Consider the following 21712-nt stretch of genomic DNA (forward strand, 5'->3'; position numbering starts at 1 on the left):
GTAGGGGCAAGGGTCTTGTCACCCCTCGCGCGTACCAGCCGGCGAAGCGACAGGGATTCGACCCTTCCCGATGCAGTTCCCCGTGATCGAGGGTAGAAGCTACCGCATGCCCTGGGAGCTGCCATCGGCCATGCCCCGAGCTGGGCCCGCGATGCACCTGCCAGCGGCCATCCCAGCGGACCCTAAAGCTGCGCGCCGCGTCGGGCGTCACTCCGGCTCGTGAGCAGCCCTTGCTCACGCAGCTGGGAGAAGTGCGCCTCGGGTGGTGGTCCCGGATCGTGATCGGAGGGTCGGGGTGGTTCGGGTCCGTCGGGTTGCGTATGTCGTGGTCGGCGAAGTACGTCGTGTGGGATCAACCCCACTGATGCCGCCACCGCGGGGGTCCTCGCCAGCGGCCCGTACGGCGCCGGGCAGTCCTTCCAGCGCCGCGACCACTCGCCCTTTCTCACCATTTAGATCAACCAACATGCAGCCTGTATCCGACATCATTCTTATTTCTTAAGCGCCCTTGCGGACGATGTCGATGATCCGGGCGCCGAGCGTGGGCGACAGCGGCGCGTTTTCGCTGGCGAGACCGAGTTGCCGGGCCAAGTCTGCGCCGTGCAGGTCCACGACGGACTCCAGGAGGTCAGCCAGTACCGATGCGGCGGCGCGGCCACGCCACCAGCCGTAGAGGAGTACAGCCGCGCCCACCGGCGCCACCGGCCACCACACGAACCCCACCATGAGGTAGAGCAGTCCCCAGCCGGACAGCCGGGCTGTGGCGTCGAAGCTGTCGGCGGCCACGCGCACCTCGGTACGTGCGTCCGGCGGCAGGATCAGCCACAGTCGTGGCCATACCATGCCAAGTTGCAGGCTGTACTCCTGGCTGATTCGCGCGTCGACGGCGGCCAGCCGGTCACCGATCCAGGTGGGCCGCCTCGGTGGCGACACCCCGATGGCGTTGCGTCGGCGGGCCGCGTCGTCGACCGCGTCGGCGTCGGGCACCTCGGCCAGCGCAGTAAGGGCAAAGCGGTCGGCTGCATCCGCCCATCGGGTCGATCTTTGTCGCGTACATGTAACCGCGAGCCTCCGCAGCGGCCACGGCCATCCCCCGAGCCACAGCCCTCTGACCGCCGCGCCGCACGCGCGGGCCAGCAGCCCCCCGGCCGCGGCCAGCAGCAGGACGACAACCAGTAGGAGGGCAACGGCGACGCCACCGGCACGCTCGACCGCCTTCGTCATCGCGGTCGCGCGAGTGACAAGCAGGTGCAAATCGAAGGCGTGGCTGTGGTGCAGCGTGCCCGCGAGCACCGTGGTGGCCACGAGCAGCAGGCCCGGCAAAACCAGCAGCGTCACCCACTTGTCGGCGAGTTTCTTGCCGAGTTCTGCGAGGACAGCGTTCATGACAGTGGGTCCGGTTTGCTAAGCCGCGGGCCGTAGATGGCGCACTCGGGCGGGTCGATCGCGGGTTGCCGGACCCACCGCCGCGAGCACGCCTGGCCGGGGCAGCGGTAAATTTGCACGAATGCGCGCGCGGCGAAGACGCCGGGAAGCACGGGCATCACGTCGGCCCGCGAAGACTGTGAGTCCACGTCGACCTCGATGTCCCAGGCCGCAGCGAACTCAAGGAGCGTCTGCGCCACGTCGGCACCGCCGCGGGCCTGACTGACTAGCTCCTCAAGTACGCCGGCCGCGTCGCGCTGTGCGGCCTCGGCGCGCATCCGCGGCAGGGCCAGACACAGCGCAGCCAAGATCTGTTCTCGCACTTCACACTCACCTCGTCGGCCGATAGTCCCGTACGGTACGGACCGACCTACCAGTGTGTCGATCCCCCGTGAAACCGACAGCGCCGCTCTGTATACCGGCGGTAGCTTCCTCTCCATGGCAAAGCCCGCACCTTCCGAAGACAGCGGACCCGGCGACAGTCGCCCCGCCATTTCGGCCGACGAAGTGCTCCGGCAGGCCGTCGCGACCGCGATGGAGCTGCTGCGCGATGGGCAGCACGCCTTGGCCTACCCGTTGCTGCTTAATGTGATCGATGAGCACGAGCGTCCGGGCGTCCAGCCCACGATGACGATCTTCGCGGCTCATCGGATGCTTGGGCAGTGCACGCGGCAGATGCGGCGGTTCGACGCCGCCCGGCACCATTACAAACAGGCCTTCGGGATCGCCGCTGAGCTGCGGCATCTAGACGCGGCAAGCGGGGCGCTCGAAGGGCTGGCGCTGGTGGAGTCTGCCGACGATAACCCAGTCGCCGCCGTTGGGTACTTCGAGAAATCTGTGGAGTATGCACAGGCCCACGGGCCCGGATCCGGTCTTGCACATGCTCTGCAGAACTACGCTCGGTTCCTACATGCGGAAGGTGACGACCGTGCGGCCGATTTGTACAGGGAAGCGCTGGCGCAGCCAAACCTCGAACCGTTCGACCGGGCCATCATCACTGACAACTTCGGCCTGGAGCTCGCTCGTCAGGGTGACGCGGCGGCGGCGATCGAGCACTGCAGGGTCGCCGCGGACGAGTTCGAGCGGCTCGGCTGCGACTACGACGCCTTCAAGGCATACGAGAACCTGGCCGTCGTGGGGCGCGGCCACGATGCGGCGGCGTCCGCGGCAGCGTTCAGGCGTGCGCACGATCTGATTCACCGGGTCGCCGCCGAGCAAATCGACTCCGACCACTACGGAACGCGGTTCCGGCAGCGCGTTCGCGAGATCGAGGAGAATACCTGGAAGCTCTTCCCGTCGGACAATCATCGGTTGCCCCCGATCCTCGAGATTGGCCTGTTGGCCAAGATGGGCCACGACCAGACCGAGCAGGGCGAGGTCCTCCTGCACGAAGGCCGGTACGCTGAGGCCGATCAGGCCCTGCGGCAGGCGGAGGCGTCGTTCGCGGAGTTGCAGGCCCACCACCTCTTGCCCCGGGTATGGTCCAGCCTGGGATTTCTCTACATGTCCACCGGCGATCTGGAGCGGGCCTGGGACATGCTGCAACGAGCTCGGATGCAGGCGCATGTCCTCGGTAACGCGATCACCGAGCAGGGGGCCCTGACCAACCTCGCGAGCCTGCTCTCCCGTGGCCAGCACGCGGAGTTCTCGCAGCTGGAGTACGTCGCCCGAGCACGCGCGCTCGCCGACCTCATCGACGCTCCGATCCGAAATCACCTGGCGGCGCAAGGCCGGCCCGCCGACGATTTCCAGTCCGACGCCGGGGTACTGGATAGCATCGCGTTCGGCCTATGCGCCGAGGCGGGCGCGGACGAGCTCGCCCAACGCTATCTGCGGCGATCGATCGCCGCGGTCCAGGTTGCGGTTGACGCAGACTCCCCGGCCGCGCCCGACGCTTCTGCCGCTCCTTCCGCTTCCGACGACAGCGGCAGTCGCAGCGCCGACGGCGCGGACCCGAAGGACGCAGCGACGGACAAGGCTATGTGGGTACACCTGCTCGCGCGCCGGCTCAGCCGCCTTATCATCCATCTCTGCGAACGCGATCCCACGCACCCCGAACTGCCGGAACTCGTCACCAGGCTCACCGCGCTGCGCGCCTCGACCGACAGCCCGTCCCTGACGCTGTTCATCGAGAACGCGCTGTCCGCCCTAGCCGGCGCGCGCGACGAGCGGAGCACGGAGACCTTCGCCCACCTGCGGGCCACCTGCGACGCCTACGAAGAACTGCGCCGGATCGCCGGCTGGGCGCTGGGGCCGGAGGGACTTCAAGACAGCATCATTCCCCCGTACGACGCCGCCATCTCGCTCGCAGTGGAGCTGAATCGGGCGCCGGAGGCGTTCGCGCTGCTGGAGCGCAGCAAGGCGCGGATGCTGCTGGATTCGATCCGCACCGTCACCCACGACGTGGGTGATGACCCGGTCAGGGCGCGAGAGGCGGACCTGTGGCAGCGGGTCAGCCAGATGCGGGCCGAAATCAGGCGGACCCCAGACGTTTCCCGGTCCCAGGACACCAGATCACGCACCCAGCGGCTCTGGGAGATCAGCCAGGAAATCGGCCCGCTCGAGGCGCAGATTGCCGAGGTGTGGGAACAGCTGGCACAGGACAACCGGGCCTTGGTCGCCCATCGGCGCGCCGAACCCATGGACGCAGACGAGGTGCTCGCCGCGCTCACCCAAGAGGACGGCGCCGCCCTCGTCGAGTTCTTCGCCGGGCGATCGCTGTACTTGTTCCGCTTCGTGAAGGGCAGATTCGACTGCATTGAGCTGCTCGGTCCGAACGAGACCGCCGGATACTTTGAGATGCTGGAGATTCTCGCCGACCACGCGGACGACGCCTGGGACCGTCTGCTGACCCATCGCACCTACCTTAAGCTTGTTCAGGCGTTGGACGATGCCGTCGGCGACGGGCGGTTCTACGTGGTCCCGCACGACGCGCTGCATCGGGCGCCGCTTCATCTCAGCGCGGACGGGCGGCCGCGGACGGGCACGGTGCTGCTGCCGAGTGCGTCGTTGCTACGTACCGCTCGCCTACAGCGCAGAAGCACCCGAGGCCGTGGCGCGGTCGTTGGCGGTGACCCCACGCTCGACCTGACGTTCGCCCGCGTCGAATGCGCCATCGCGGCGACGCGGCTCGGTACCACAGCGGTCACCGGTACCGACGTGACCTTTGAATGGCTAGCTGCGACGCTGTCCGCGGCGAATCGGCCGCGGCTAGTGCATCTCGCCTGCCACGGTTACTTCGACGAGCGCCGACCGGAACGCTCCGGGTTGCTGCTGGCGGGGGCGGAGCAGACAGCCCAGCTCGTGACCCTGGCCCAGCTCGCGTCACTCGACTGGTCAGGCGTGTTGACTGTCCTGAGCGCCTGCAACAGCGGCCGACACGAGGTAAAGCCAGGTGATGAGCTCGCCGGGCTGACCCAAACCCTGCTGGCCGCGGGCGCACCGGCTCTGCTGACGACGTTGCGGCCTGTGCCTGACCTGTCGACGGCGCTGCTAATGAGCTGGTTCTATGAGGAGCTGAATCTTGAGACCGCGTGGAGGCTGGGCAACGTGTCGGGTGCGCTGGCCGCGGCCCAGCACCGGATGCGCACCAGCACGGCAACCGATCTAGTCCAGTGGGCCACGGCGGTCGCACCGGGGGGCGCGGCAGAGACCTTGCTGGCCACCAAGATCGTTGCGCGGGCGCATCAGGCTGCCGGCGAAATGGATCGCTATCTGTTCTGGGAGCAGCGGGCATTCGATCTTCAGCAGGCCGGCGGCGCCGGCGAACCGGATGCGCTCCGGTCCGAGGCCGGGCGGTGCACGGATGAGCGGTACAGGAGGCGTCCGTTCGCGGCGCCGCGGCACTGGGCTGCGTTCGCCGTCCACGGCGCGGGCTGATTGCCGCCGGGCTGGTTGTCGGAGCGTCCGGGCCAGCGAGAACAGTGGCGGCCGGATCGGGCCGACCTCGACACCGTGTCGATCGGCGCGTAGGCGGACGGATTCGATGTGGGCCCCGACGCCGAATCAGGCTCGGCACGCCTTTACACGGCCCGCTCATGGATTTTGTTAAACGCGGCCGCTGCGGCTCCACGGGCCATCTCAGCCAGCCAGGTGGTCGAGGCAGGCACGGCGACGGATTTCGAGTCCTACCTAATTTGCCCCGGGTTTGACCACAATGGTCACGCCCTGCGCCAACGCGCCGCCCCCTCCGTCGTCGCCGGCCGAGTGCCTGTGGGCTACCTACCAGGGCCCAGCCTGGCTGGACTTCACATCGGTCGAGGAGATTCGTCGACTGTTGTTCGTTCCTGCGACGGAGGAGGTGGCTCAGCCTCTGATCGGTGACGCGCAGCCGGTGCCCGCGGCGGGGCAGGATGGTTTAGGAGCTGGCTGGTGTCGTTGGTTCCGGCGAGGTTGAGGACGACTTGGTGCGTCGGCCTTGGACCGCACGAGTCGCGCTTGGGTAGTGTCCCGCAGGCCGCCGGCGGCTAGCTCCACGCGTACTGGGGAGGTCCCGGCTAACGAGCGGGCGACCGCCAGTTGGAATACGTGACAACCGCAGATCGCGCCGATCGACTGTACCGAGGACAATGAACGAACGGCGATGGCCGGGTTGGACGCAGCGGTACATGATGCTGTGACCGGCCGAGGTTCCCGTAGGGCATAGGGGGCTGCATTGTTCGCAAGGCCAGCGGGGCGTGCGGCTATCGTCGTTATCCTGGACCTGACCGTCGCGGCGCTGATAAACCTCGCCACCAGCGCCTTCGATTTCAGCGAGTATCGCTGGTGGGTGACCGGGCTGGTCCTGTGTATCGGCATCTGGCTCGCCATCCTGGCCTGGCGCGGCGTGGGTGGACAGCCCGACGTGGCGCCGGAGGTGGTTGTCGCGACCCGGGCGGAGCAGCGGGCCGCGTCGGGTCGCCCCTGGATGGCGCCGTTTCTGAATCGGCGGCCGATCGACCGCCCCGAACTGGTGGCCGAGACGCTCCGCCTGCTCGCCGGGGCGACCGGACAGACGGTCGGGGTCACGACGGCGCTGCACGGCGCCGGCGGGTTCGGGAAGACCACCTTAGCGGCGCTCGTGTGCAGCCGCCCCGAGGTCCGCGAACTGTTCCGCGGCGGCCTGCTGTGGGTCACGGTTGGCCAGGAACAGCACGGGCCCGATCTCGCCGCGCGAGTCAACGATCTCTGCGAGCATCTGACCGGCGAGCGTCCGAGCTTCTCGGATCCGGAGCAGGCAGGTCACCGGCTCGGACAGTTGCTCGATGACGGACCACCGACGCTCCTCGTGGTCGACGACGTTTGGGACGCTGCACAGCTCCGACCCTTTCTGCTCGGCGGTAAACAAGCCACCCGGCTCGTCACGACCCGGATTCCCGGGCTCCTTCCGGATAATGCCGAAACGGTGCGCGTCGACCAGATGAGGCAGATCGAGTCCAAGGATCTGTTGAACGCGAACCTGCCACCGTTGCCCGCCCACGCCACCCAGAAGCTGCTCAGCATCACGGGCCGCTGGCCTCTGCTGCTGGCGATGGTCAACGCCGCGCTCCGCCGCTCGCTCCGCGATGGCATTCCACTCGGGAAAGCCTGCGATTCACTGATACGGCAACTCTCCGACCAGGGCCCGTCATCGCTCGATGTCAGCGTCGAACAGCGCCGCGACCGGGCGGTGCACCTCACGGTGCAGGCGAGCCTGTCGCTGCTGCCGGAGACGAGTCGACAGAGATACCTCGAGCTGGGAATCTTCGGCGAGGACGTGGACATCCCCCCAGGCATGCTAGAGGCGCTATGGGGAGCGACTGGAGGAATGGCGCCGGGACCGATCGCAAAGCTTTGCAACGATCTATCCGAGCTCTCTCTCGTCGCCATTTACCACCGCGATATCGGTACCATCCGGCTGCACGACGTGATCCGTCTGTACCTGCGTCACCAGTGCGGCGACGAGCGGCTGGCTGCGCTCAACGCCCTGCTGTTGCGGGAGGCCCGGCGTGCCCTCCCCGTCTACGCGGATGCGTCGGGCGGCGCCCAACCCTGGTGGCTTCTGCCTGACCAAGCCGAATACCTCTGGCGGCAGGTGTGCTACCACCTCGCGGAGGCGCGCCAAACGGCCGAACTGGTCTCTCTCGTGTGCGATCTCCGTTGGGTTGCGGAGAAGAGCCGCAGATACGACGTGGCCGCGGTCGAGGCGGACCTTCACCGGGTCGACGATCCCACCGCCGCGACCCTGCGGGCGACGCTAGCGAGGGAGGGACACACCCTCACCCCCATCACGCCCGGACACTCGTACCCGGCACTCCTCATGAGCCGGCTCGACGGCGCACCCGAACTAGACCCGCTGCTGGTGGCATACCGCGCGTCGCTCAGCACCACACCTCGCCTCGAGAACCGATGGCTTCCGCCCGATCGACATCCGTCGGTCGTGCGGGTGTTGGCTGGCCATGACAGCTTCGTCACCGACTGTGCGGTGGCCCCTAACGGAGCATGGGTGGTGTCGGCGGGCAGCGACGCGACCGCGCACGTATGGAGCACCGCAACCGGACAGACCCAGCTTACGCTGAGCGGACACCGGGGGCAGGTACTCGGTTGTGCAGTCTCGACCGACGGACTGTGGATCACAACCGCTGGCGAGGACGGCACGGTCCGGGTGTGGGACTCCAGCACCGGGACTCAAACCCTCGTCGTCAACTTGACTGAGCCGGCCACCGCCTGCGCGATTTCACCCAGTGGGGAATGGCTCGCCACCATCGGCGCGCGGGGCGGCGCGCGGATGTGGCGGCTCCCGAGCGGTGCGCCGGGGCCAGCACTCGTCGGCCATACCGACCGAGTCAACAGGTGCGCAATCGCCGCCACCGGCGACTGGATCGTCACCTGCGGCAACGACGGTAGGGCCATGATCTGGGACACGACCACCGGTGAACGCCGCCGCACGTTGTCCGGTCACTCCGGTCCAGTATCGGCCTGCGCGGTCTCCGTCGACGCCTCCCTGATCGTCACCGGCGGGTGGGACGGTACCCTGCGGCTCTGGCATGCCACCGACGGGCGATGCCTCGGTGTCCTCGACGCCCACCGCGATCGGATAACGTCATGCGCAATTTCCCACGACGGCCGCTGGCTTATGAGCGCCAGCTGGGACGGCACCGCCCGGACCTGGGACACCGCGAATCAGCAGTGCACGAGCGTCCTGGCAGGGCACAGCGAGCGTCTAAGCGGCTGCGCAATCGCCCCCGACGACAGCTGGATGGTCACGGCGAGCTGGGACGGCACTGCCAGAATCTGGGATGCCACCCGGGACGGGGACGAACTCTTTCAACCCTCGGGGGCCGGTCCCGTCAACGCCTGTGCGGCATCGGCGGACGGCAGATTCGTAGTCACGGGCCACCAGGACGGCACCGCTGCCGTCCGCCGCGCCGCTGACGGATCGATCGACGACGTCGTTTCCCAGCACACGACTGCGGTGCACGGCTGTGCGGTGGCCCCCGACGGGTCGTGGCTAGTAACCGCCAGCTCGGACGGCACCGCCCGGGTGTGGGACCTGGTCCAGGGACAAACCCGTTATACGCTGTCGGGCCACCTCGGGTCCGTCTCCGCTTGCGTCATCGCGCCTGACGGATCCTGGATCGCGACAACGAGCAACGACCACACCGCGCGCATCTGGGACAGCCGCGACGGGCGGGAGATGCACCTCTTGGCCAACCACGGCAACTGGGTCAGCGCCTGTGCAGTGTCGCAGGACGCCCAACTACTCGCGACCGGGAGTTGGGACGAGACTGCGCAAATCTGGGAGGCGGCCACCGGCAGATTGCTCCAATGTTTCGTGCACCACGTGGGGCCGGTCCTCGGCTGCTCGTTCTCAAGGGCGGGTGACCGCCTGGCAACCGCGGCCGGGGACGGCAAGGTCCGTATCATCGACGTACGCACCGGGCAGCTCATCCTGTCCTTTACCGGAGGCGTGAGCGGTCTGACCGCGTGCGCCTTCTCCCCGGGCGACGACTACCTCGCGACCACGAGCAGCGGCGGCGTCCTGCGGATCTGGCGCCCGGACACGGGCGAGAACATTGCCTCCATGCGCGTGAACGGCGCTCTCAACGCGGCATGCTGGACGCCCGACGGAGGTCTGTGCGTCAGCGGCGCCGGCGGGGCATATCTCTTCGACTTCCGCTTCGGCGAGCAGGCATCGGTCATCCCGCAGCCACGTCAGGCCGTCGACGAGTCCGCCCTGACGAGCATGCGGGACCGGCCACGGACGGGATGACCGCCTCGTCTTCCCAGCGATAGATCTCCGTGATGTCGAGCGCTGGGTGGCACCAACGTTCGTCGGCACGGGCGTTCCAGCCGGCGATCCGACGCGCGCCGCCTCGATGCGGCGCAGGGCGTCCTCGCTGCTCAGAATGCCATTCCCGACCGCCGGGACAGCATCGGGAATTGGCGCGAACAGGGGCAGGAGGTCCCGGGATCGCTGCGTGAGCGACGGCCGTGCCGGACGCGCATTATGGCTACAAGGCGAGCAGCCAGCCCATAGTGACGACTATGTTGCGGTACCGCCTTGTGGTCACGTGAGGAGTCCTCCTCCAAGTGCGATCGTTCGGCAATGGGACGTGGGAACTCTGCCGGCCATACGTCGGAAGCTCCGCCTCACCCCTCGTGACCACGACACTTGCCCTCGCCTGAACTCGGAGGAACTCCGCCTAGTAACGCCCAAGTCGGCAGACGCACTGGCCCTTTTAGTCACTCCTGGCGTACGTGTTATCCCCCAGACACGACCCTGTATGCGTCGAAGACGCCGTCGACATTGCGGACGGCGGCCAGCAGGTGGCCCAGGTGCTTCGGGTCGGCCATCTCGAAGCTGAACCGGCTCACCGCCACCCGGTCGCGGGTGGTGGTGACGGTGGCGGAGAGGATGTCCACATGCTCGTCGGCAAGCACTTTGGCTACATCGACCAGGAGCCTACGCCGGTCGAGCGCCTCGACTTGAATAGCGACGAGGAACGTGGAGGCACTGGTGAGCTTCCAGCTCACCTCGACGACCCGCTCGCTCTGCGCCCGCAGGTCCTCGGCGTTGGCGCAGTCGTCCCGGTGCACGCTGACGACCCCAGTACGGGTGACGAACCCGAAGAGTGCATCCGGTGGCAGCGGCGTGCAACACCGCGCCATTCTGATGCGCACCTCGCTAACCCCGGGAACCACGACACCCGGGTCGTGGCTGCTGGCCCGGCTGCGCGGCGGCCGGGTGGCGACGGCGGTCTCGGCGATGTCCTCCGCCGCGCCCTCCTCGCCGCCGTACGTGGCCATCAGCTTCTGCACCACCGACTGGGCGGAGACCTGGCTGTCACCGACCGCGGCGTACAGGGAGGCCACGTCGGCCAGGTGCAGGTCCCGGGCGATCGCCATCAGCGCATCCGAGGTGAGCATCCGCTGCAGGGGCATACCCTGCTTGCGCATCGCCTTGACGATCGCGTCCTTGCCGGCCTCGATCGCCTCCTCGCGCCGCTCCTTGTTGAAGTACTGGCGGATCTTCGTACGCGCACGCGGGCTCTTGACGAAGCCCAGCCAGTCCTGCGTCGGACCGGCGGTGTCGGACTTCGACGTGAAGATCTCGATCACGTCGCCGTTGGAGAGCGTCGACTCCAGCGGCACCAGCTTGCCGTTGACCCGGGCGCCGATGCACTTGTGCCCGACCTCGGTGTGCACCGCGTACGCGAAGTCCACCGGCGTCGACCCCGTCGGCAGCGGGATGACGTCACCCTTCGGGGTGAAGACGTACACCTCCTGGCTGGACAGGTCGAAGCGCAGCGCGTCGAGGAACTCGCTCGGGTCGGCCGCCTCCCGCTGCCAGTCCAGCAACTGGCGCAGCCACGTCATCTCGTCGATGTGCGCCGGCGGGCCGACGATCTGCGTGCCCTTGTGCTCCTTGTACTTCCAGTGCGCGGCGATGCCGAACTCCGCGGTGCGGTGCATCGCGTACGTGCGGATCTGCATCTCGACCGGCTTGCCGGTCGGCCCGATGACCGTCGTGTGCAACGACTGGTACATGTTGAACTTGGGCATCGCGATGTAGTCCTTGAACCGGCCCGGCACCGGCTGCCAGTTGGCGTGCGTACTTCCCAGCGCCGCGTAGCAGTCCCGCACCGTGTCGACCAGGATCCGCACGCCGACCAGGTCGTAGATGTCGTTGAAGTCGCGCCCCCGCACGATCATCTTCTGGTAGATCGAGTAGAGGTGCTTCGGCCGGCCGGTGACCTCCGCCTTGACCTTGGCGGCCTTCAGGTCGGTGCCCACCTTCTGGGTGACCTGGCGCAGCAGCGCCTCGCGCTGCGGCTGGTGCTCCCCGATCAGGCGGTTGATCTCCTCGTACCGCTTCGGGAACAGGGTCCCGAACGCCAGATCCTCCAGCTCCCACTTGATCGCGTTCATACCGAGCCGGTGAGCCAGCGGAGTCCACAAGTGCAGGGTTTCGCGGGCAATCCGTTCCTGCTCGCTGCGAGCAATGAAGGTAAGCGTACGCATGTTGTGCAGGCGCTGAGCAAGCTTGATCACGAGTATCCGCGGGTCACGCGCGACGGCGACGACGACCTTCCGGGCGGTATAGAAATCATCCTCTGTGACGGGAATGTTGTCTAGCCTTGCGATCCCATCGACCAGCATCGCTATCTCGGGCCCGAATTCCTCGCGCAACTGTTCCAATCTGTACGCCGTGTGCTCAACCGTGCCGCTCAAAAGGGCTGCGGCCAGACTCTCGGTGTCCATGCCGAGATTGGCGAGGATCGTCGCTGCCGCAAGCGGGTGGGTGATGTACGGGTCGCCCGACTTGCGATATTGCCCGGAATGCCACCAGGCGGCCGCATCAAACGCTTGCTGCAAGATCCGCACGTCCGCGCTGGGATGGATTTCTCGGTGAGTGGCGACGAGCGGTTCGAGGACCTCGCTGACCGTAGGCACAATATTGAGGACCTTGCTCAGGCCTAGCCGGTAGACCAATCGCCGCACGGGGGATCGGCTTTGTGGTCGATCCCTGAGAGTCCGGGCGGCCAACTGACGTTCCGCGCTCACGGCGGATTCGTCAAATGCGAGCCTGCGCAACAGCGTTGCACCTCGAGGATCCTTAAGCGCATGTAGTGCTGTGGCGGCTGCACGACGCTCGGCTGAATCGAGGGCCGTATCGTTGGCAAGGTCGACGAGAAGTCGAGAACCGCGATCGCCGCCCGCTCGCGCAAGTGCATCGGCGGCCCAGATCCGCTGCCTTGGTTCGAATGCCGCGTCCCTAGCTACCGCCGATAAGACGACCGCAGAATCAACGCCGTCGAGTCGGGTTAGTTGCTGCATGATCCACTGGTCGCCGGCGGTGGTTGCGGCATCAGCGCCCTGACTGATCCGGTTCCCAGTGCTGGGGGCGAGGGACGCCATGGTGTGGAGGGTCGTAGTACGTAGCGCGGGGTGTTGCCGCCCGTCGGTGACGAGGCTGACAGCTAGGTCCAGTCCCGCTTGTCGGTCCAAGCGCAGGCAGGTGGCTATGGCTAGGTGCCGGTCGTCGAGAGACCCTCGACTGTCGCGGGCGGCAACGGCGAGGGTGTGCACCGCAGCGGTCACGGTGTCGATGCCGACTTCACAGCCGTCGTGGATGACAGCGGTGATGAACAGCGCGCCGTTCAATCCCCCGGTGGCGGCCAAAGAGCGCAAAGCGGCTGCCATCGGTTCGGGCTGCTGCCATGCGGCGACGAGGAACCGTGCAAAGGACTGCCGCCACGGGATCGGGGCCAGCGCCTTGCCGCCAGCAGTTCGCGAGAAGAGGTCCCAAAAGACCGCATGGCTCCGCTCGCGGTCGCTGGGAATGAACTGCGCGGCGAGGTACTCCTGGATCGTCTGGTGCAGGAAGACGAAGTCATCACGACGTGCCAGTAGCAGGCCGCTGCCACGCAGGTAGTCGGCGAGCAGTTCCCGCCAGGTCACCTCCGGCACCCAGGTGCCACGCAGGTCGCGGGTCCAATCGTCAAGCTTGTCGACAGCTGGCGTGGTGTCGCCATCTAGCCGGTCGGCGGCGAGCCGTCCGATCAGCGCGTCCCCAAGGGCGATGAGCCTCTCGCCTGCCTGTTCGGCGTCAGCGCCGTAGCGGCGTAGTGCGCGGCGGAGCTGTTGCCGGACGCCGCCGTCGGCGTCGCTGTACTGGCGTTCGCGGAGAAGATGAACGAAGTCTTGGAAGATCCTCGTGCGGCCCGCGGGCAGGCGGCGGTCTGGAGCAGCGATGAACAGCTGGCACAGCATCGTCGCCATGAGCGGATTCCGAGCCAGGTCGTCCAAACCAAGGCGCCGCAGTTCCCTCGAGAATTGGGTGGCGGCCTCCTCCGAACGAGCGACCTCTAGCCGAGCAAACCACCCCTGCACGAGCTGCAGGCGTTGCTCCTCGTCGAAGGCCAGCAGCTCATACTGCCGGGGATTCCATCCCTCGCTCGCATTACTGGCGGTAGCGCCTGGACGGGTGGCGATGATGAAGCGGTGAGCGCAGTCAGGGGCCGACCGGCGCTCCGTGAGCGCTCTCAGCACGTGCTGTCGCTTTCGAGGGTCCATGATTTCATCGAGCCCGTCGACCAGGACGAGCCATCGACCTGCGGGCACCGGTCGCTGCTCGAAAAACTCCGCAGACCACCCCCCTTTCCCATGGAGCATGCCGAAGTCCGAGCGAACGCTCCGCGCGATGGCCTCACCTAGGCTTGGCGCGGTCAGCACGTCCGTTGCCTGCACGCGAACCGGGACCTCGCTGACCTCGCCGTCCCGGCGCCGTCTCGCGAGATCAGCGACGGTGAACTGGAAGAGGCTTGACTTGCCCGCTCCGGCGCCACCAATGAGGAAGGCGTCCTCTTCGCCGTCGAAGACTATCTCTGCAGGTTGCGCCCGCGCAGGGCCTGCCTTGGCTTGGTCCGTCTGGTCAAGCCGAGCTGCCTGACGAACGTAAACCGCAGACAGCGGAGGCACCGGAATCCCGGGCGGCAAGTGATAGGGGTGAGATGCGGCGGTGCGGGCTGCAAGCGTCAGATAGGCGCGGACCTGAGGACCAGGGAAACGCCACTTTCCGGCGCTGAGTTGCTCATCAGTCAGCGACCCAAGCCACCGGCGTTGGTCTACCTGCGCCGTCAACAGGCCAACACGTGCCGGCTCACAACGGCTGACTATCTCACTGACGGGCAGCATGTGTGCACTGCCAGTGGCGGAGGAGGTGCAGACCATGCCACAGACCGCTCCGGTGCGGCGGTTCACCACAGGGCTACCGCTGAAACCTTTGGTTAGCGGTGTTCCGTGTGCCCGCAGCATCCGCAGCGGGTCCCGCTCGCTACGCCGCGACTCACCCTCGTACACAAGGCTTGCCGGCTGGCCGGCGCTAAACAGGCCATCAGGGTGTCCATAAGTCCACAGGGGATCCCCCACCGCAACAACAGGGCTCGTCAGCACTGCGGGAAGATCATCTGAAACTGAAGCTTCCTTCACCTGGAGCAGCGCCAAGTCCAATCCAGCAGGCGTGCGGAAGCACAACTCCGGCGAGACTCCCAGGACCAACTCGACGCCGGCATGAACGGCCCGACCGCTGACGAGGTCAGGCAGCGGCTCCTCCTGGTCGGCAAGGACGTGCGCACAAGTCGCAACGATGCCCGGCGCGATCATGAAGCCGGTGCCGTGCGCCGACTGCGCTCCCGGCAGTGACGGAACTTCAACAGCCACCACGGCCGCTTGCAGAAGCTCCTCCCAGCCGGTATACGCAGCAGCCGCTAAGACTGGGTTCTGTCCCACTCAAGGCCCACCTTGACGCCCGACTTCGCCGAGGCCTTGCCTACGATCGCTACGAACTTGCCCGACTCGACGCCGAACTCACAGGAGAACTCGACGGTCAAACGGCTCACGTCGGCCTGCTTGAGGTGGTCCCCGACCTTGGTCGCGAAGGCCGTGAGTGCGGCCAGAGCGTTGTCGAGGTCGACTGGACGGGCGGCCACCTCCGTCTCGTCGCTGCTCATGGCCGGCACCAGGTCCGCGCTAGCCAGGTAAATCACGTGCCCATCGACGTGTAGTGGCACTACAACGGAGCCGGTCTCTACGGCTACGGCTTCCTCACGCACGCCATCCTCCCCCACGACTGCGTAACTTTGCACACGCAAAGAGTAAACACTTCTCGCAAGACGTGAGGCTCTCGACACCCGGATCTTCCGGCCTTGGCACGGCCCAGCCTGCCAGCCCTTCGATTGGCAATGCGGAGATGATCGGCCTTGTCCTTTTTGTAGCGATACCGCTCATCATGCCGGCAGTTCTCGACGGCGCGACGACTCGACACGTCTTGGTCAAGTACGTGGGGGTACTAATCCGGGAACCCAAATCCCAATCCATGGCCGGGATCGGCAGGAGCAGCAGCACCCGGCATGCATGCCCCGCAATGCGGATTATGTGACCCCAGCCCGGCCTCGGCATCGTGCTGGACGCCCGGGTGCTCCGCGAGTTCGGCGACGATCTCGCCGCCACCCCGATGCCCCGTGACCGCCGACGTCCAGCGGGACGAGGAGCGTCTTCCCTTGAACTTGATCTTTAACCTGTGCGCTGTTTACGTGCGGTGATGCTCAGGTCACGCTTGACGGTTTTACCGACGTCGTGGCGGGGTGCTGGTCTACGGTTTCGTGATCCGTACGGGCGTCCAGGACCTGGTCTGCCGGGTTTCGGCGCACTTGCGGGCAGGGTGGTCTTCGGGCGCAAGTTCCGAAACCCCCGACGGACCCGGGCGGGAGTGAGCCGGTCAGGTGCCGTTGGCCGCTCCCACGGTCGACGCAGGTCCGCGACGAGGGGTCGCGCGAGGCGTAGCTGAGTGTAGGCGGCGATGATCAGCCAGGTCCACCGGTCAGCGGCTTCGGTGGTGCGGATCTTCGGCCGAGTCCATCCCAGGGTCTGTTTGAACAGTCGAAACGTGTGCTCGAGGTCGAATCTGCGGAGGAAGGCCTGCCACCAGTGGTCGACATCGGCGGTGGTGGCGTTGGTGGCGGAGCACCACAGCCACACCGGTTTGGGGTCACGCTCGCCGGGCAGGTGCTCGACCTGTAGCCGGATCAGGGTGCCGGTGATGATCGGCAGGTCACCGTCGTGGTCGATCCAGCAGGTGCGGCGGGTCAGCCTGGGGTGCAGCTGGTCCCAGCTGTCGGCTTGCGCGGTGCCGTAGCGGCTGGTCGGGGTGAGGGTGGTGTGTTGCGGCGCGGGCCAGGTGGCCGGGTCGTTGCAGGCGAACTCGGCGCCGTGTTTGCGGGGACGGCCGATGGCACCCGGCTGCCTGCTCGGCTTGGGAAACCGGAGGACCCGGTCCGAGCGGATCCGGCCGACCAGGAGCACGGGCAGGTCGGACAGCACCCAGGCCAGCCGGGCGGTGTCGTAGCCGGTGTCACAGACGATCAGGATGTCGGGGTCGCCGGGGCGCCAGTGCCCGGCACGGATCAGCCGGTCGATCAGCTGCCGGAGCTGGTCGGCGGTGACCGCGGTGGCGTCGTCGGCCGGGCCCAGCCGCACCGCGTCGAGTACCTGTGTCCACGACGTGCGGCCTGGTTCCAAGGCGGCGACGAACGAGTACGGCCAGCCGGGGATCATCTGGGCGGAGCCTTTGCCGCGGCCGTAGGTGTGGCAGAACAACCGATCCGGGCTGGTGGCCGCGTCCGGGCGCAGCCAGTTGCTGACGTCAACGGCGAGCATGATCCGCCCGTCCGTGGCGCGGGGCAGCGCCAACCCTGCGAGGGTCACCCGCAGCCGGGCGACATCGATCCCGCCGGCGCCCAAAGCGTCGTACAGGGCGCCGTGACCACGGCGGTGCTCGGCGGCCAACGACAGGTCGACCAGGCTGGTCACCGGCCCTCCCGAGCACAGCAGCGCGTCGGTGAGCTCGAACAACGCGTCCGCCCGACGTGGCAGACACCGGTAGAAGTCCCGACGAAACCCGGCCAACCTCGCTGCTGGATCCTCGGCCGACCCGACCGCCGACGTGTCGGGCGTGGGCGTGTCGGGCAACACGAGGCCACCCAGGTAGTCCAGAATCGTGGCCACGGCCACCACCTGTTCTGTTCTTCGTGTCCTTGCAGGGAACGTGAAGGATCATCAGGTGGTGGCCGGTTTACGTCTCCATGACACGCCGAGTCCACACAGGATCAGCGCCCCACACGGGCGCCGAGGTTAAAGAACAAGCTAAGTGCGGGCTCGTAATCGAGCACCGCGAGCCGGTCCACCTCGTGATCCGGGACCTGCTCGATCATCCGCCTGCCAACATCAACCAGCTTCGCGATGTACTTGACAGCCGCCTCGCCTGCTATGTCATCACGAAGGCTGAGGATAACGCGATCAATGCGGCTGGGTTCGGTACGCGTTTGGTTCCGGGAGCTGAACAAGATCCGTGGGCTCGCTACAGGGCCGCCGGAATCGACCCGGACGGATTCGCGTCATATCAGGGAACGGGAGTCTCTCGTATGAAGCAGTTGGATTAGCGCAGTTCGAGCGGATGCGCGTACGTTCGTGAGGGCGTGTTCGGATCGCTCTCGTCGGCTGGTTGTGCTCGTGGCTCCGAGAGTGTCGTGGGGCGGTTCTAGCGCGGGCGCTGTCAATGGCTGCGCGGTTAGGATCACGCCATCGAACGACCTCGGGAAGGTGCGGGTATGCCAGCGATCCTCCTAGGTTGGAACCCCCAGCGGTGGGCTTGGCACGACTACGACGAGTGGGTAGCCCAGGTTCGGCGCGATGGGACGAAGCGCGACACGTGGAGCGTCGGTCGTCGGGTCAACATCGCTGCCGGGTCTGACGCATGGTTGCTGGTGCAGGGCAAGTACCGCGGTCTGATCGGACGTGCCATCGTCCGGTCCGAGCCGAACGAGGGCCGGCATTTCTCGGATCCCGCGAAACCGTTAACTATGTGGACGTCGACTGGCTGAGCCTGCTGCCGATCCCGGATCGGATCCCGCCGCTCGTGCTGAACGCCGAGGCTCCGGGTGTGCCGTGGGACCACGTCTACGAGTCCGGGAGATCGGTTCGCTGGTGCTGCCGCTCAACCTCGACCAAAACCGCCACAGTCCCTTCCATCGAGCGCTGTCCACGCTGCGGGCCGAGCAACGGGCACGCGCCCGCTCGCTGCCAATCGAGTAGCGCCCGGTGAGCTACCAGCCGCATCTGTTCCCCGTCTCCGTCAAGGGCGTCGTGGTCCGCGACGGCCGCGTGCTGTTGCTGCGCAACGAGCGCGACGAGTGGGAGCTGCCGGGCGGAAAGCTGGAGCTCGGCGAGGAACCGGCCGAGTGCGTGGTCCGGGAAATCGCCGAGGAGGTCGGCTGGCAGGTGACCTGCGGCCCGCTGCTCGATGCTTGGCAGTACCACATCCGCGACGGCCTCGATGTCCTGATCATCGCGTACGGCTGCCACGTCGGCACCGCCGCTGAACCCGTCGTCAGCCACGAGCACAAGGAAGTCGGCCTTTTCACCCAGGCCGAGGTCGCGGCGCTGCGCATACCAGAGGGGTACCAGAAGTCCATCGCGACCTGGTACACCAAGCTCAGTACCCGAGTCATCTAGGCCGCGACGACGCGGCGCGGCGGTTGCGGGCTAACGTCGGCCGCTGGAGCACTGTGCAAGGGCATCGTGAAGATACTGACGGCCTACATGGCCTTCTCTGCCCTTGCCATGGCAGCGACGACAAGCCCATGCAGGTGCTTCTCGGCTGCCGAACTCGGCATCCGCGTGCTCGGCGTATACCGGACCAACGACGTAACCTCACCCACCCGCAGGAGAACGCTGTAAGTCGTGGCAACGTCAGGGGCCAGGCTCGTCTTAGCGTTGTAACGCCAAGCGACCGCTTCATCTCCCACCTGTGGAGCGGTAGCGAATTCCATTGACATGGTGAAGGCGTATCCGGGGGCAACACCGCCGGCCTGCCAGGTACGGCAGCGATCGACACTCTCACGGACCCGGGCTATCTCACGGGCAGCACCGCGAGCGGGATGAACCTTGACGATGTGGTCGACGCGCTCGGCTTGCTCACCACCGTAGAACACCCAACCGGCAGTGACCACGACTTCAGCGCTGCCCTTGTTGTAGAGGTCGCGCTCGGCGTTACTGCAGGCTTGATTGCTGGTTCTCTGCTCCCCTGGCGCCTCGGCGCTGTCGCTTTGCCAGGCAGGACCGATGTCCTCTGAGGTCAGCAGCAACTCCCGCAACTCGGCCTCTGTAACAAGACTTCGCCGCGTCGACGATGCCGTCAAGGAAGGTGTGGGACTAGTCGATGAAGCAGCGGGTGCCGACGACGAGCCGGTTGAGGATGTCTGATCCTCGCTGTCACTACACCCCACCATGGCGAATACAACGACGACTGCGGCCACAACAGCGGTCCTTCGGGTCATGCTCCGATCATGCGGGCCGAGTCAACCGGCCCCCACTTTCACCGCCGAGTGGTCGACTCCCCTGCCCGAACGACCGACGTGTCCCTCGATCGCCCTAGGTACGGTGCCCTTCATGATCACGCCGCCCACCGGGCCCGACCCCGCTCAGCAGCCGCAACAGAGCTACCCGCCCCAGCCGGTCAGCCCGCCGCCGTTCCCACAGCAGTACGGCGCGCCGGTCAGCCCTCAGCCGATGTACGTGGTTCAGCAGCAGCCCACATCCGGGCTCGCGGTGGCGTCGCTGATCTTCTCGATCCTCGGCCTGCTGGCCGGCTGCTGCACCTTCGGCGTCTTCTCGGTGATCGCGGTGCTGCTCGGGCACGCCGCACTGCGCGACATCAGGGAGACGGGCAAGCGCGGCGACGGCATGGCGAAGGCCGGACTGGTGATGGGTTACATCTTGGTCGTACCGATGCTCATCTTCTCCTTCTGGGTGGTCGTCGGCGCCGGCTTGGAGGCGGTCAACCCGTCGACGCGGTGAGAGCGGCCAGAGTGATCCCCCTCCGTTGACTGAGTGGCTTCACCGTCTCTGTGACGCTCTCAATGTGAGGGCGGGCATGGCGGTGCGGTGCCTGGCTGGACGAGCTGGGCCGACGAGCTGGCGACACGAAACGCCCGCCGTGAAGTCTTGGAGCCGGCTCAGCGCGGGTCCGCCGAGATTCCCGAGTGACATCGGACGGCCCGCCAGGTGCGATCCTGGCGGGTCATCCCGATGCAACATAGGACTAAGCCGGTGCGCACTCTTCTCGTCGCAGCACGCCAATCGCAGCTGACCGTGAGAAGGCGCAGGGGCGTACTGCGGCGGTCCGCCGGGGAATGGCCATGCGGAGGGGTCGGGCGGAGGGTACACAATCTCGTCGTGACCGTTAACTGCGCGATGCCTGCCAGGCTTCCTATCCTCGTCCGTCAGTACCATGGGCAGCGCCAAGAACCCGTCCCGTACATCACGTCGTCCTGGGAAGCCGCGCTCGCAGGCTCGCCGGAAGAAGTATCGGTGCTGCTCGACGATCGGTGGAGCGAACGAGCGCAGACACCCGACAGACGAAGGGTCACACGGGATCATCTTAAGGAACTACTCGGCACCACCCACCTACACGACCCGCTTCAGGTACGGCGTGCACTCGTTATGGTGATGGCTTGGGGGTCGGGAACCTCCAACACTCGAAGCCTGCGCAACACACCAGCGGCTCTGGCGGCGAGCGACTGCGCTCGCCAGCTGCGGATGGCCGCCGAGCGCTGCCGCGATGGCGACCTTGTCCACGCCTACGCCAAGTTCTCATTGCCCGGAATCGGCCGCTCATTCTTCACCAAATGGTTCGCCTTCGCCGGCTTGCAACCAGGCCGAAGCTGGCAGCCGCTGATCCTCGACGATCGCGTTCTAGCAACCCTGAACAACAGCCTCGGCATCAGCCTCAAGCTCCTTGCCAAAGACCGAAGATGGTCCCGTCGATACGCTTCTTACGTCCGCTGCATGCACGCCTGGAGCGCCGAACTCAACCAGATGGACCTAGACTGCCCCGCAGAGCGATTGGAGTGGATCATGTTCCACCACAAGGGTCGACCAGTGAACAGACCATAGGCTGAGCATTGACTGCCGTGTTCACCGCCTCAACTTGCGGGCTCTCCACAAGAGAGCGAAGCAACTTGCCGGTACCGCCACCGAAAGGAAGGTAGAAATAGGACAGTCGCAGGGGGATGCAGCACGTCGGCCGCCGCCCGACTGCCATGAGGCGGTCGAGCTGGAAGCGCCGGCTGATCCCCACCATGATCGCCGCGAGCGTTGCCCGCCGGCTCATCGGCCGGCTCTTCGCCGCGGCAATCACTGCCCTATACCCGGCGGAGATCGGCACTCCCGACTTTCTAGGTGGTGTCGCTGACCTGCGACAACGGCA

At 66.6% G+C, this 21712-nt stretch carries 11 protein-coding genes and 2 pseudogenes; 6 read left to right on the top strand and 7 right to left on the bottom strand.

What is annotated here, in order from left to right:
- Positions 1 to 498: 498 nt before the first annotated feature.
- The gene (locus tag GKC29_RS25375; protein ID WP_155333206.1) at positions 499 to 1386 is read right to left on the bottom strand and encodes a hypothetical protein; all 888 of its coding nucleotides are present in this window, start codon (positions 1384 to 1386) and stop codon (positions 499 to 501) included.
- Positions 1383 to 1748 (bottom strand): hypothetical protein, encoded by a 366-nt coding sequence (locus GKC29_RS25380; RefSeq protein WP_155333207.1) that lies wholly within the window; start codon positions 1746 to 1748, stop codon positions 1383 to 1385. The genes GKC29_RS25375 and GKC29_RS25380 overlap by 4 nt, the downstream gene beginning before the upstream one ends.
- A 115-nt stretch (positions 1749 to 1863) precedes the next feature.
- On the opposite strand from GKC29_RS25380, the gene GKC29_RS25385 reads away from it, so the two are divergent.
- Positions 1864 to 5304, top strand: coding sequence for a CHAT domain-containing protein (locus GKC29_RS25385; protein ID WP_155333208.1), 3441 nt, complete (start codon positions 1864 to 1866; stop codon positions 5302 to 5304).
- Positions 5305 to 6079: 775 nt separating this feature from the next.
- On the top strand, positions 6080 to 9655 hold the full coding sequence (locus GKC29_RS25390; RefSeq protein WP_155333209.1) for an NB-ARC domain-containing protein: 3576 nt from the start codon (positions 6080 to 6082) through the stop codon (positions 9653 to 9655).
- Positions 9656 to 10146: 491 nt separating this feature from the next.
- On the opposite strand, the pseudogene GKC29_RS30180 reads toward GKC29_RS25390, so the two are convergent.
- From GKC29_RS30180 to GKC29_RS25405, 4 genes and pseudogenes are all read right to left on the bottom strand, one after another.
- A pseudogene (locus tag GKC29_RS30180) lies at positions 10147 to 12330 on the bottom strand (bifunctional (p)ppGpp synthetase/guanosine-3',5'-bis(diphosphate) 3'-pyrophosphohydrolase); the annotation flags it as partial.
- 1443 nt (positions 12331 to 13773) lie between these two features.
- A pseudogene (locus GKC29_RS30185) lies at positions 13774 to 15051 on the bottom strand (trypsin-like peptidase domain-containing protein); the annotation flags it as partial.
- A gap of 104 nt (positions 15052 to 15155) precedes the next feature.
- Entirely contained in the window at positions 15156 to 15500 is a 345-nt protein-coding gene (locus tag GKC29_RS25400) for a CU044_2847 family protein (RefSeq protein WP_155333211.1), read from the bottom strand.
- Positions 15501 to 15960: 460 nt separating this feature from the next.
- A complete protein-coding gene (locus GKC29_RS25405; protein WP_155334206.1) occupies positions 15961 to 17352 on the bottom strand; it encodes an NF041680 family putative transposase in 1392 nt (463 codons plus the stop codon).
- Between the two features lie 281 nt (positions 17353 to 17633).
- Between GKC29_RS25405 and GKC29_RS25410 the strand changes: the two genes are divergently transcribed.
- Positions 17634 to 17885 (top strand): hypothetical protein, encoded by a 252-nt coding sequence (locus GKC29_RS25410; protein ID WP_155333212.1) that lies wholly within the window; start codon positions 17634 to 17636, stop codon positions 17883 to 17885.
- A 658-nt stretch (positions 17886 to 18543) separates the two neighbouring features.
- Complete coding sequence (locus tag GKC29_RS25415; RefSeq protein ID WP_155333213.1) at positions 18544 to 18957, top strand: NUDIX domain-containing protein; 414 nt, start codon at positions 18544 to 18546, stop codon at positions 18955 to 18957.
- An 83-nt stretch (positions 18958 to 19040) separates the two neighbouring features.
- Here GKC29_RS25415 and GKC29_RS25420 read toward each other — a convergent pair whose 3' ends face one another.
- Positions 19041 to 19598 carry a hypothetical protein gene (locus GKC29_RS25420; protein WP_155333214.1) on the bottom strand — a complete coding sequence of 186 codons (558 nt, stop codon included), beginning with the start codon at positions 19596 to 19598 and terminating at the stop codon, positions 19041 to 19043.
- 295 nt (positions 19599 to 19893) lie between these two features.
- Between GKC29_RS25420 and GKC29_RS25425 the strand changes: the two genes are divergently transcribed.
- Positions 19894 to 20301 carry a DUF4190 domain-containing protein gene (locus tag GKC29_RS25425; RefSeq protein WP_196255729.1) on the top strand — a complete coding sequence of 136 codons (408 nt, stop codon included), beginning with the start codon at positions 19894 to 19896 and terminating at the stop codon, positions 20299 to 20301.
- 378 nt (positions 20302 to 20679) lie between these two features.
- Positions 20680 to 21399 carry a hypothetical protein gene (locus GKC29_RS25430; protein WP_155333216.1) on the top strand — a complete coding sequence of 240 codons (720 nt, stop codon included), beginning with the start codon at positions 20680 to 20682 and terminating at the stop codon, positions 21397 to 21399.
- The last annotated feature ends 313 nt before the right edge of the window (positions 21400 to 21712 follow it).

Origin of the sequence: Micromonospora sp. WMMC415 (assembly GCF_009707425.1) — a bacterium.
Lineage (GTDB): Bacteria > Actinomycetota > Actinomycetes > Mycobacteriales > Micromonosporaceae > Micromonospora.